Annotated in this window: 10 protein-coding genes; 4 read left to right on the plus strand and 6 right to left on the minus strand. The window is 65.2% G+C overall.

All coding sequences use genetic code 11. The features are described 5' to 3' along the window. The first annotated feature begins 42 nt into the window (after positions 1-42). Positions 43-2,403 carry a DNA polymerase III subunit gamma and tau gene (locus ACQR3T_RS13325; protein ID WP_428693727.1) on the plus strand — a complete coding sequence of 787 codons (2,361 nt, stop codon included), beginning with the start codon at positions 43-45 and terminating at the stop codon, positions 2,401-2,403. Positions 2,404-2,415: 12 nt separating this feature from the next. Here ACQR3T_RS13325 and ACQR3T_RS13330 read toward each other — a convergent pair whose 3' ends face one another. Then, positions 2,416-2,652: a hypothetical protein gene (locus ACQR3T_RS13330; protein ID WP_032379974.1), complete on the minus strand. Its 237-nt coding sequence runs from the start codon at positions 2,650-2,652 to the stop codon at positions 2,416-2,418. A gap of 234 nt (positions 2,653-2,886) precedes the next feature. Here ACQR3T_RS13330 and ACQR3T_RS13335 point away from each other — a divergent pair, with 234 nt between their 5' ends. Then, entirely contained in the window at positions 2,887-4,098 is a 1,212-nt protein-coding gene (locus tag ACQR3T_RS13335) for an acetyl-CoA C-acetyltransferase (protein WP_032379975.1), read from the plus strand. A gap of 9 nt (positions 4,099-4,107) precedes the next feature. After that, entirely contained in the window at positions 4,108-6,246 is a 2,139-nt protein-coding gene (locus tag ACQR3T_RS13340; protein ID WP_428693728.1) for a 3-hydroxyacyl-CoA dehydrogenase NAD-binding domain-containing protein, read from the plus strand. Positions 6,247-6,288: 42 nt separating this feature from the next. Here ACQR3T_RS13340 and ACQR3T_RS13345 read toward each other — a convergent pair whose 3' ends face one another. From ACQR3T_RS13345 to fadD5, 5 genes are all read right to left on the minus strand, one after another. After that, complete coding sequence (locus ACQR3T_RS13345) at positions 6,289-6,954, minus strand: GntR family transcriptional regulator (protein ID WP_052065517.1); 666 nt, start codon at positions 6,952-6,954, stop codon at positions 6,289-6,291. Between the two features lie 13 nt (positions 6,955-6,967). Next, the gene (locus tag ACQR3T_RS13350) at positions 6,968-8,140 is read right to left on the minus strand and encodes a cation:proton antiporter (RefSeq protein WP_032379977.1); all 1,173 of its coding nucleotides are present in this window, start codon (positions 8,138-8,140) and stop codon (positions 6,968-6,970) included. A gap of 19 nt (positions 8,141-8,159) precedes the next feature. Beyond that, the gene (locus ACQR3T_RS13355; RefSeq protein WP_032379978.1) at positions 8,160-8,642 is read right to left on the minus strand and encodes a cation:proton antiporter regulatory subunit; all 483 of its coding nucleotides are present in this window, start codon (positions 8,640-8,642) and stop codon (positions 8,160-8,162) included. A 47-nt stretch (positions 8,643-8,689) separates the two neighbouring features. Beyond that, the gene (gene mihF, locus ACQR3T_RS13360) at positions 8,690-9,004 is read right to left on the minus strand and encodes an integration host factor, actinobacterial type (protein ID WP_008712632.1); all 315 of its coding nucleotides are present in this window, start codon (positions 9,002-9,004) and stop codon (positions 8,690-8,692) included. Positions 9,005-9,238: 234 nt separating this feature from the next. Beyond that, positions 9,239-10,813 carry a fatty-acid--CoA ligase FadD5 gene (gene fadD5, locus ACQR3T_RS13365; RefSeq protein WP_428693729.1) on the minus strand — a complete coding sequence of 525 codons (1,575 nt, stop codon included), beginning with the start codon at positions 10,811-10,813 and terminating at the stop codon, positions 9,239-9,241. 119 nt (positions 10,814-10,932) lie between these two features. Here fadD5 and ACQR3T_RS13370 point away from each other — a divergent pair, with 119 nt between their 5' ends. Continuing rightward, complete coding sequence (locus ACQR3T_RS13370; protein WP_428693730.1) at positions 10,933-11,985, plus strand: alpha/beta hydrolase; 1,053 nt, start codon at positions 10,933-10,935, stop codon at positions 11,983-11,985. The last annotated feature ends 14 nt before the right edge of the window (positions 11,986-11,999 follow it).

Genomic DNA, 11,999 nt, shown 5'->3' on the forward strand with positions numbered 1-11,999 from the left:
CGCGATGCAAGTGTGTCCGTGGTCGCCGGTACCCTTTCGGGCGTGGCCCTCTACCGGAAGTACCGTCCAGCGACGTTCGCCGAAGTCGTCGGCCAGGAGCACGTCACCGAGCCGATCAGCGTGGCGCTCGATTCCAACAGAATCAACCACGCTTACCTCTTTTCCGGCCCGCGTGGCTGCGGAAAGACCTCCTCGGCGCGCATCCTCGCCCGATCGCTGAACTGCGCGGAAGGGCCGACGTCGACGCCGTGCGGAGTGTGCAACTCCTGCGTTGCACTCGCACCCGGCGGCCCCGGCAATTTCGACGTCGTCGAGATGGACGCGGCCAGCCACGGTGGCGTCGACGATGCCCGAGATCTGCGCGACAAAGCCGTGTACGCCCCGGCCGAGTCGCGCTACGTCATCTTCATCATCGACGAGGCTCACATGGTGACCCCGGCGGGCTTCAACGCGCTGCTCAAGGTCGTCGAGGAGCCGCCGGAGCATCTGGTCTTCATCTTCGCGACCACCGAGCCCGAGAAGGTGCTCCCCACCATCCGCTCGCGTACCCACCATTACCCCTTCCGGCTGCTCGCGCCGTCGACGATGCGCGTTCTGCTGGAGAAGATCTGCGGCCAGGAACAGGTCCCGGTCGAGGATGCGGTCTATCCGTTGGTCATCCGCGCGGGCGGCGGCTCGCCCCGTGACTCGCTCAGCGTCATGGATCAGCTGCTGGCCGGAGCTGGACCCGAGGGCGTCACGTACCCACGGGCTCTGTCGCTGCTCGGCGTCACCGACGTCGCACTCATCGACGAGGCCGTCGACGCATTGGCTGCGGGCGACGGCGGCGCACTGTTCGGCACCGTCGACAAGGTGATGGACGCGGGCCACGACCCACGCAGGTTCGCCGTCGATCTCCTCGATCGGCTGCGAGATCTGATCCTGATGAAGGCCGTGCCCGACGCCGGTGAGCGCGGGCTGGTCGACGTGCCGGGCGACGTCCTCGAACGGCTCCGTGACGAGGCGGATCTGCTCGGTTCGGCGACGCTGACCCGGTATGCCGAAATCGTGCACTCGGGCCTCGGTGAGATGCGCGGTGCCACCGCGCCGCGTCTGCTTCTCGAAGTGATGTGTGCTCGTATGCTGCTGCCCTCGGCCTCCGACGCGGAATCGGCTGTGCTGCAACGACTCGAGCGTGTGGAACGTCGACTCGATGTCACCCTCCCGGCAGGGGAGCAGGCAGCCGTCGCACAAGCAGCGGCGGATCCGACGCGACCGCAGGTGCACGCCGCCGAGGAGCCGTCCGCGTTCGATTCGGCGCAGTCGAACTCGGCACCGTCGAGTGTCACCCCGCCCAGTTCAGCCCCGCCGAGCAAGTTCCAGCGACCGTCCCAACGGCCCCCGGCCGCCAATGCGACACCCGCGCCGGCACCGACACCAGCGCCGGCCCCTGTTGCGGCACCCGAGCCCGTTGTGGCACCCGAGCCCGTTGTGGAACCGGTGCCCGCCGCTCCGACTCCGGAACCTGTCGCGACGCCCGAGCCGTCTCCGACCCCCGAGCCCGTCGCGGAACCCGAGCCCGTCACGGAGCCAGAGCCCGTTGCGGAACCAGAACCGGCAGCGGCACCTGAACCCGATTCGACACCGAAATCTGCGGATTCCGTTGCAGCGCAGCAGACCGAGAGCCCGGCTGCCTCCGTGCCGCACGAGGACTTTCCCCCGGAACCGGAACCGGAAGACGACTACGGCCCCGAACCGGAACCGGTATTCGAACCGGAACCGGAACCTGCGGCGGCTCCTGCTGCTGCATCGAACGAGCCCGACGCGGCTGCGGTGCGCGCGGTGTGGTCCGAGGTACGCACCAAGGTGCGAGACCGGAGCAGGACCGTCGAGGTCATGCTCTCCGGCGCTTCGGTGCGCACCGTCGAGAACGGCACCATCACGCTCGGCCACGATTCGGCACCGCTGGCCAAACGGCTGGAGGAACCGCGCAACGCCGACGTCATTCGCGACGCCCTGCGTGATGTGTTCGGGGTCGAGTGGTCGGTGGTGTGTCTGGTCGGGGCGGCGGCCCCACCGGAAGCGGCATCAGCAAAAAAAGATGAACCGGCAGCGAAACCCGCGTCGCTGCCGAAGTTCTCGAGGCCGAGCCAGGCAGGGGCTTCCCGTCCCACGTCGGACGGTTTCGGATCAGCGGGCGACGGATCGACCGGCGACGCCGACATACCGATGCCCGAGGCACCGGATTATCCCGACGAGCCGGAGCCGGTAGGCCCACCGCCACCGGAGACGCCGGAGGACGAGGAAGAGCTGCTCAAGGCTGCGGCCGAGCCCGCGGATCCGACGGTTCGCCGCGACCCGGAAACGGTGGCGATGGAGCTGTTGGTCAGTGAATTGGGAGCGGTACCGCTCAAGGAGACCTGACCGACACCCGATTCAGCCGACGGTGAGATCCTCGTTGTCGGCGAACACGAGTCGCCCGCTGTCCAGTGCCACGGCCCAGCGCCTGGCCACTGCCCACTCTCGCGATGTGGTGTCGGCTGCCTGAACGCCGAAATCCTCGACGATCGCGCCCGATTCGTAGGCTTCCTGGCCGGCGTTCTCGTCGGTGCCGGGGGTGCGAATGTGTACCTTGACGCGCGAACCCACGGTCAATTCGTTGTCGGTTTCCATGGTCGGTCTTCTTCCACGCTCGGTAAATCTGATCTTTCGGAGTGTCCCACGCACGGGTCGTTCAAACCTGAACCGGAGCGTCGGGTCATCTACAACGCTCGTTTCGGTCCTTACGCCGGGTCTTCTCGCGGCTTTACTGTGGCATGAGCTGAGGTCTGCCATGGCCTCGCACCGATGCGGTCGGCCGCGACGGCGACCGCGAGAAGATCGAGTATCTGGAAGGAACTGCGCGCTGTGACTACAGAGGCATTCATTTACGAGGCCATCAGGACTCCCCGAGGTAAGGGAAAGAACGGCTCCCTGCATTCGGTGAAGCCCATTTCCCTGGTGACCGGCCTGATCGACGAGCTTCGTCGACGTTTCCCGGACATGGACGAGAACCGGATCTCCGACCTCATTCTCGGAGTGGTCTCACCCGTCGGAGATCAGGGTGCCGACATCGCTCGTACGGCCGTGCTCGCTGCGAAGATGCCCGACACCGTCGGCGGCTTTCAGCTCAACCGCTTCTGCGCGTCCGGCCTCGAAGCGGTCAACCTGGCCGCGCAGAAGGTGCGTTCGGGCTGGGACGAACTGGTCATCGCCGGCGGCGTCGAGTCGATGTCGCGCGTGCCGATGGGCAGTGACGGTGGCGCGTGGGCCATGGACCCCGTCACCAACTACGACACCTACTTCGCCCCGCAGGGCATCGGTGCCGATCTCATCGCCACCATCGAGGGCTTCACCCGCGAGGACGTCGACGCGTATGCCGTCCAGTCCCAGGAACGTGCCGCTGCAGCATGGTCGGGTGGTTACTTCGCGAAATCCGTCGTTCCGGTCACCGACCAGAACGGCCTGCTGATCCTCGATCAGGACGAGCACATGCGTCCGGGCAGCACCGTGGAATCGCTCGGCAAGCTGAACCCGGCCTTCACGGGTATCGCGGCCATGGGCGGGTTCGACGACGTCGCGCTACAGAAGTACCACTGGATCGAGAAGATCGAGCACGTCCACACCGGCGGCAACAGCTCCGGCATCGTCGACGGCGCGGCTCTCGTCCTCGTCGGTAGCGAGCAGGCCGGTAAGGACCTGAACCTGGTTCCGCGGGCCCGCATCGTTGCGACCGCGACCAGTGGTGCCGATACCACCATCATGCTGACCGGGCCGACCCCGGCGTCGAAGAAGGTTCTCGCAACCGCGGGCCTGACCGTCGACGACATCGATCTCTTCGAGCTCAACGAGGCGTTCGCCTCCGTGGTGCTGCGTTTCCAGAAGGATCTGAAGATCCCGAACGAGAAGCTGAACGTCAACGGCGGTGCCATCGCCATGGGTCACCCGCTCGGTGCAACCGGAGCCATGATCACCGGCACCGTGCTCGACGAGCTCGAGCGTCGCGGCGGCCGATACGCGTTGATCACCCTGTGCATCGGCGGCGGCATGGGCGTCGCTACCATCATCGAGCGAGTCTGAGGTATTACGATGTCTGACAACATGATTCAGTGGGACCAGGACGCCGACGGCATTGTCGTCCTGACGATGGACGACCCCAACCAGGGCGCCAACACGATGAACCAGCTGTACAAGGACTCGATGGGTGCCACCGTCGATCGCCTCGAGGCCGAGGTGGACAGCATCACCGGTGTCGTCATCACGTCTGCGAAGAAGACCTTCTTCGCCGGTGGTGACCTCAACAGCCTGATCTCCGCGCAGCCCGAGGACGCCCAGCGCGTGTTCGACGAGGTGCAGGAAGTCAAGGCTCAGCTGCGTCGCCTCGAGAAGCTCGGCAAGCCGGTCGTGTCCGCCATCAACGGTGCCGCTCTCGGCGGTGGCCTCGAGATCGCGCTCGCGACGCATCACCGCATCGCGGCGAACGTATCAGGCGTGCAGATCGGTCTGCCCGAGGTATCTCTCGGACTGCTGCCCGGCGGCGGCGGAGTCACCCGCATCACGCGGCTGCTCGGCATCCAGACCGGCTTCATGACCGTCCTTGCCCAGGGCACTCGGTTCCGTCCGGAGAAGGCTCTGGAAATCGGGTTGGTGCACGAATTGGTCGGCAGCATCGAGGAATTGGTGCCTACCGCCAAGGCGTGGATCAAGGCCAACCCCGAGGGCGGCGTCGCACCGTGGGACGTCAAGGGCTACAAGATTCCCGGCGGCACGCCGTCGAATCCGAAGCTCGCCCAAATTCTGCCTGCCTTCCCGTCCAACCTGCGCAAGCAGATCAAGGGCGCTCCGATGCCGGCTCCGCGCGCAATTCTCGCCGCGGCCGTCGAGGGTGCGCAGGTCGATTTCGACAATGCCTCCACCATCGAGTCGCGTTACTTCACCGAGCTGGTCACCGGTCTGGTGTCCAAGAACATGATTCAGGCGTTCTTCTTCGATCTGCAGGCGATCAACGCCGGCAAGTCCCGTCCCGACGGCATCGAGAAGACCACCTTCACCAAGGTTGCGGTTCTCGGCGCGGGCATGATGGGCGCGGGCATCGCGTACGTGTGTGCCAGGGCCGGAATCGACGTGGTGCTCAAGGACGTTGCCATCGAGTCGGCGCAGAAGGGCAAGGCGTACTCGGAGGCCATCGAGGCCAAGGCACTCTCGCGTGGCAAGACCACCCAGGAGAAGTCCGACGCTCTGCTCGCGCGTATTCACCCCACCGCCGACGCCAAAGACGTCGAAGGGGCTGACCTCGTCATCGAGGCCGTCTTCGAGTCGGAAGAGTTGAAGCAGAAGGTGTTCCAGGAGATCGAGGACCTCGTCGATCCGACGGCGCTGCTCGGTTCCAACACCTCGACGCTGCCCATCACGAGCTTGGCTCAGGGCATCAAGCGTCAGGAAGACTTCATCGGGATTCACTTCTTCTCACCCGTCGACAAGATGCCGCTGGTGGAGATCATCCGTGGAGAGAAGACGTCGGATGCGGCCTTGGCCAAGGCATTCGACCTGGTGCAGATCATCAAGAAGACCCCGATCGTCGTCAACGACAGTCGCGGCTTCTTCACCTCTCGCGTGATCGGCACGTTCATCAACGAGGCCATCGCGATGCTGGGCGAGGGCGTCGAGCCGTCGACCATCGAGCAGGCGGGTCTGCAAGCCGGTTACCCGGCTGCGCCACTGCAGCTTTCGGACGAGCTCACCCTCAACCTGATGCAGAAGATCCGCAAGGAAACCTACGACGCCATCAAGGCTGCCGGTGGAACTCCGCCCGAGGACCCGGCCGGCGAGGTCATCGACAAGATGGTCGACGAGTTCGAGCGTCCGTCGAAGGCCAAGGGTGCGGGCTTCTACGAGTACGAGGACGGCAAGCGCGCCGGCCTGTGGCCCGGACTGCGTGATGCGTTCAAGTCGGGTTCGGCGGACATTCCGTTCGAGGACCTCAAGGAGCGCATGCTGTTCATCGAGGCCATCGAGACGCAGAAGTGCTTCGATGAGGGTGTCCTGAACACCACCGCCGACGCCAATATCGGCTCGATCTTCGGCATCGGCTTCCCGGCGTGGACGGGCGGCGTGCATCAGTACGTCGTCGGCTACCCGGGTGGTCAGGCCGGATTCGTCACTCGTGCAGACGAATTGGCCAAGAAGTACGGCGATCGCTTCCAGGTTCCTGCGTCGCTGCGCTCCTGACCCGTCGTGCGCGTTTTGCGTAGCTCCAGCTACGCAAAACGCTCACGAGGGCGAAGCCCGATGGGCGATCAACCTCTCGGCGCCGTCTGTGAATTGTTGCTTCATCAATTCGCAGGCGGCGTCGATGTCGTTTCGAACCAGTGCCTCGATGAGCTCCTCGTGGTTGCGCACTGCTGCTCGTCCCCACTCGCGATCGGTGGCGTAGAGGCGGGTGGGGGTGTAGCGGGTGGCGTTGTTGAGAAACCACGCCAGCTTGGACGAGTCGGCCAGACGGTTCAGCACACGATGGAACTCGAATTCGATGGTCTCGACGTCCTCGGCCCGGCCGTTCTCGACGGCAGTCGACAGCGCTGCGGTGAGTTCAGCGAGCTGATCCAGTTCGGTCTCGGTGATCTTCGGTGCCGCGCGGCGCACCAATTCGACGGCGATCCGGCCCTGCAGCCAGAAGATGTCGACGATGTCGTTCGGCGTCAGCGGCGACACTTTGTACCCGCGGTGTGGGACCAGTTCGACGATGCCCTCACCCCGCAAGGTCAGCAGGGCCTCGCGTACCGGGGTGACGCTCACCCCGAGCTCGGCGGCGGTCTCGTCCAGTCGGATGAAGTCTCCGGGGCTCACTTCTCCGGACATCACGAGATGCCGGACGTGGCTCGCCACCTCCTCCGACAGCTGGGGCCGTCGCCTCAGAGCCGTCCGCTTCTCCGCCATGTAGAAAAGCCAATCACACCGCGGGCTTGGTGCGGAGTACTACCCGCGCGACCGGTTCGACGACGCGGGCAGCGATCGGTCCCAGGATGGCCATCAGCAGCACGTATGCCGTCGCCAGAGCCGCGAGTTCGCCCTCCACCGCGCCTGCGGCCACGGCAAGACCGGCGATGACGATGGAGAATTCTCCGCGTGCCACCAGCGCCGCACCCGCGCGTAGTCGGCCCGGTCTCCCGATTCCCTGACGCCCCGCCGCCCACCAGCCGGTCGCGACCTTCGTGGCTGTCGTCGTGACCGCGAGCACGACCGCCCAGCCCAATACCGGTGGGATGGTGGTGGGGTCGGTGCCGAGCCCGAACACCACGAAGAACATCGCCGCGAACAGGTCGCGGAGTGGTTCGAGAATGCGGGTGGCGTTGTCGGCCGTCGAACCGGAAATCGCGATGCCCAGCAGGAACGCACCGACGGCCGCGGAGACCTGCAGTTCCGACGCGACGCCTGCTACCAGCAGTGCCGATCCGAGGACTTTGAGCAGGACCACCTCGCGGTCGGGACTGTCGACGATGGCGGAGACGAATCTGCCGTAACGCAGTGCGACCACGAGCACGAAGGTGATGACCAACAGTGAGATTCCGAGGGCCTCCAGACCGCCGAGGAAGCTCACTCCGCTCAGTACTGCGGTGAGGATCGGCAGGTAGATGGCCATGGCCAGGTCCTCGAACACCAGGATCGACAGCACGACCGGCGTTTCGCGGTTACCGAGTCGGCCCAGATCGGTGAGCACTTTGGCGATGATGCCCGACGACGAGATATAGGTGACGCCGCCCAGCACGAGCGCTCCGACTCCGCCCCAGCCGAGGAGCAGCGCGACCACTGCACCGGGCGCGAAGTTCAGTGCGATGTCCACCAGTCCGGCCATCCAGGATCTGCGGAGCCCGGTGACGAGTTCGGCGGCGGTGTATTCGAGTCCGAGCAGAAGCAGCAACAGGATGACGCCGATTTCGCTGGCGATCTCACTGAACTCGCCGATGCCGCCGAGGTCGATGATGCCGCCGTTGCCGAATGCGAGACCGCCGAGCAGATAGAACGGGATGGGGGAGACACCGATTCGCCCCGCGAGACGAGCGAGAAGTCCGAGAACGAAGAACACTGCGCCCAGCTCGGTGAGGGCAAGTGCGCTCTCGGCCACTGCTCAGCCCCGACTGATCTCAGGCATTGCCCAGTAACTTGGCTGCTGCGTCCAGTCCGTCCGCGGTACCGACGGCGACCAGCAGGTCACCGGCGGCCAGCGTGAAGTCGGGGGTGGGGGAGGGTTGTACCTGGCCGGCGCGCATGACAGCGACAACCGATACCCCGGTTTTGGTGCGCATGGTGGTGTCGCCGAGTGTGCGGCTGACGAACCGTGAATTCGCGCGAATGGGAAGTTGGCGAGTGTTGATTCCGGGGAGGTCACGATGCTCTTCCCCGAGCTGAGCGATGAGTTGCGGCGACCCGAGCAGATTGCCCAGGGCCGCCGCTTCCTCATTGCTCAGCGTGATCGATGCCTGCGTCGCATCGGGGTCGTCCTTGCGCGAGACGATCAACTCGTTCGCGCCGTCCTTGCGGGTGATGACGCCTATGCGGCGCCCGGAAGCGAGGGCGAAATCTTTCCGCACCCCGATTCCCGGCAGCAGGGTCACTTCGACGTTCATGGTCGAAATGCTAGCCCTGCGGGTAACGCGTTATCGCAAGTTGCGAATCAGGATGCGACGGCAGCCAGCAGTGCTTCGCGCTGGTTGGCACCGAGGCCACCGATACGGCGGGTATCGGCGATGGACAGCTGCTCGAGCAGCTGTGCGGCGCGCACGGATCCAACACCCGGCAGGGCCTTGATCAGGGCGGACACCTTGGTCTTCTTGACGATCTCGTCGTTCTCCGCCTTGGCGAGAACGTCAGCGACGCTGAGTTCGCCGGACTTGACGGATGCGAGCAGCTTGGACCGCGCAGTGCGTGCCTCGGCCGCCTTGGCCAGCGCCGCGGTGCGCTGTTCCGGTGTCAGTACTGGTAAAGCCATGGCCTGTTCTCCTCGATTGTGGTGACCCGTCGCTCGTTGACAGGTCTCGACCCTCTTGCATCGTGCCTGGTGGCTCTTCCAATCTAACCGAACAACACGGGTGTCATTCACGGTCGAACCACCGAACCTTCCAAGCCAGGCTACGTCCTATCCGATTCGCGGTGTGCCCCGACCAGCACATCGGCCCGTCCGGACCCCGCAACGGCGGGTGTTCGACGCCTCGTATCGGGGTCGTCAGACTGATGCCGGAGCGTAAGACTTCCTGAGGGCGACCTTGAGAACCTTGCCGCTCGCGTTGCGTGGGAGCGCGTCGACGACGACCAATTCCTTGGGGTGTTTGAACCGCGCCAGATGGTCGCCTAGCCAGACGATCAATTCGTCGAGCACGAGATCGGGCGCGCCCTCGGAGTCGTGCAGCGCGACCACCGCAACGGGTACCTCGCCCCATCGCTCGTCGGGCCGGCCGATCACCGCGGCTTCGCGGATCCTTGGGTGAGCAAACAGGACGTTCTCGACCTCGGCGCAGTAGATGTTCTCGCCGCCGGAGATGATCATGTCTTTCTTGCGGTCGACGACGAAGACGAAACCCTCCTCGTCCTGACGCACGAGGTCGCCGGAATGAAACCATCCACCGTGAAAAGCGTCGGCCGTCGCGTCCGGGTTCTCCCAGTATTCACGCATCGTTGTCGGTCCGCGATAGACGATTTCGCCGATCTCGCCTGGAGCCACATCGTTCATCTCGTCGTCGACGATGCGCGCCGACACGGTCGAGATCACGTGGCCGACCGAGCCGATCTTGCGCAGGGCGTCGACTCCGTCGAGCACGCATGTGATGGGCGACATCTCGGTCTGTCCGAACACGGCCACGTTCAGCGCATCGGGGAAGGTCTCCGACATCGCTCGCAGGACTGTGTCCGATGCCGGTGCGGCGCCCCAGGAAACAACCCGCAGCGCAAGCGTTCTGGGACTACGAGCTTGCTCGGCGCACATGGCCTGCCATTGCACCGGGACGAGGAACAGGTTGGTGACGCCCTCGGCCGCAAGGACGTCCAGCAGCGTTCCCGGATCGAAAGCGCCGACCGGATGGACGACGGTCGGGATGCCGAGCAGCAGACTGGGGGCGAGGCTGCCCAGTGCGGCGATGTGGAACATCGGCGACGCGCAGAAGCCGACCTCGTCGGTGGCGTTCATCTGCATTGCCCGAATGCAAGTGAGCGCCTGTGCCTGCATGTTGGCGTGGGTCAGCACCGCACCCTTCGGCCTGCCGGTGGTACCCGAGGTGTACATGATCAGTGCCGGAGCGTCGTCGGGGACGTCGACGATGTGCGCAGGCTCGCTGCCCGAGAGCAGGGTCTCGTACGACTCCCCGACTGTGACGGCGGCGTTCAGCGAATCACTCTGTGCGACCACTGCTTCGGCCAGAGGTGCGAGGGTCTCGTCGGTGATCACCACGGTGGACCCGCTGTTCTGCGCGAGGAACGCCACCTCCGGTGCAGTCATACGGAAATTCACCGGCACGGCCAGTGCGCCGAGTGCGTTGATCGCCAGCACCGCCTCTGGATACTCCGGTCGATTGAGCATGAGAATGAGCACGCGATCACCGAATCCGACGCCGAGACCGGCGAGTGCGCCGGCGAACCGCGACACTCTGTCGTCGAGTTCGCGCCAGCTGATCGATCGCCCTTGGAACCGAAGCGCCACGGCCGCAGGCTGCATCAGGGCGTGCCGTCGAACCTGATTGTTCCAATTGTTCCGGCGCGCGAGATGGGGTTGCTCGATGTACTCGGCAACGCCGGACCGTTCGCTCATGGACTGCTCCTCCGTGCCTGTGACCATCGTGAAATGTGATGCAGCTTACAGTGATTGTCGGTCAAGTATCGGGAGTCGAGCGGTGTCGGAACGGGCGGTCGGATTGTTACCCTGGCTCCATGCTGCACGCCGGAAAATTGCTGGCCGGACTGGCCGCGTCGATGCTCCTTCTCGTCGGCGCGGGTACCGCTGCCGCTGCTCCGATCAATGTTCCGTGGTCGCCGGACGATGCGCTCGACTCCGAAGTGAGCTTCGAGTCCGGTGGCGTCACCTTCTACGGGAGCCTTCGCATGCCCGTCGGCGAAACCCGCGGTGTCGCTTTGGTGCTGCCGGGCAGTGGGCCGACCGATCGAAACGGAAACTCGGGTGATCTGCACCTGAACACGACCGCGTACGTTGCCGACGAGCTGTCCAGACGCGGCATTGCGAGTCTGCGATTCGACAAGCTCGGTAGCGGACGTACGGGACTGGCCGGTGCGGATCCGAACAACCCGCCCGGCTTCGATGCGCAGGTCGACAATGCTGCGCACGCACTGGCATTCCTACAACAGCGGACCGGTGTCGGGGCGGATCGCACGACGGTGATCGGGCACAGCGAGGGTGCACTCACGGCACTGCGTCTGGCCGATGCCGACAGTGCGGCGTTCACCCATGTCGGACTGCTCGAGCCGTTGTCGATCCGATACCTCGACTTGCTGACCGCGCAGGTCGATCGCAATATCGGCGAAGCCGTGGCAACGGGCCAGTTCACCGACGAGCAGGCCGCCACGTCCCGGGATCGCTTCGCCCAGGCCGTCGCCGATATCCGCGCGGGACGGGCGTTGTCCGCCGAGCCCGACCCGATCGTCGACGGTTTGGGACTGCGGCAGAGCGCCACCTTCCTGCGCGAAGCCGATGCCACGGACCCCGCGAATCTGGCTGCCGCACTCCCGGACTCGTACTCCTCGTTCCTGACGTGCTCGGACAAGGACCTCAACGTCTCCTGCGGACAGGTCGAGAACGTGCGAGTGGCCCTGGGGCACACCGACCTCGACTTCGCGCACTTCGCCAACAGCTCGCACATGTTGGGCGAGCTCGGGCCGCTGCCCGCGGATCCGAACATCGCTCTCGCACCGCTGCCCCTCTCGTCGGAGTTTCGCGATGCGTTCGGCAGGTGGGTGGACGGACTCTGACTCGTCGAGTTCGC

The sequence above is a fragment of the Rhodococcus sp. IEGM1428 genome (assembly GCF_050321865.1).
Lineage (GTDB): Bacteria > Actinomycetota > Actinomycetes > Mycobacteriales > Mycobacteriaceae > Rhodococcoides.

Bases quoted from the DNA above. Each gene is read 5' to 3' on its own strand.
- ACQR3T_RS13330 (WP_032379974.1), bottom strand. From the start codon at position 2,652: ATGGAAACCGACAACGAATTGACCGTGGGTTCGCGCGTCAAGGTACAC.
- ACQR3T_RS13355 (WP_032379978.1), bottom strand. From the start codon at position 8,642: ATGAACGTCGAAGTGACCCTGCTGCCGGGAATCGGGGTGCGGAAAGAT.
- ACQR3T_RS13370 (WP_428693730.1), top strand. From the start codon at position 10,933: ATGCTGCACGCCGGAAAATTGCTGGCCGGACTGGCCGCGTCGATGCTC.
- ACQR3T_RS13340 (WP_428693728.1), top strand. From the start codon at position 4,108: ATGTCTGACAACATGATTCAGTGGGACCAGGACGCCGACGGCATTGTC.
- fadD5 (WP_428693729.1), bottom strand. From the start codon at position 10,813: ATGAGCGAACGGTCCGGCGTTGCCGAGTACATCGAGCAACCCCATCTC.
- ACQR3T_RS13345 (WP_052065517.1), bottom strand. From the start codon at position 6,954: ATGGCGGAGAAGCGGACGGCTCTGAGGCGACGGCCCCAGCTGTCGGAG.
- mihF (WP_008712632.1), bottom strand. From the start codon at position 9,004: ATGGCTTTACCAGTACTGACACCGGAACAGCGCACCGCGGCGCTGGCC.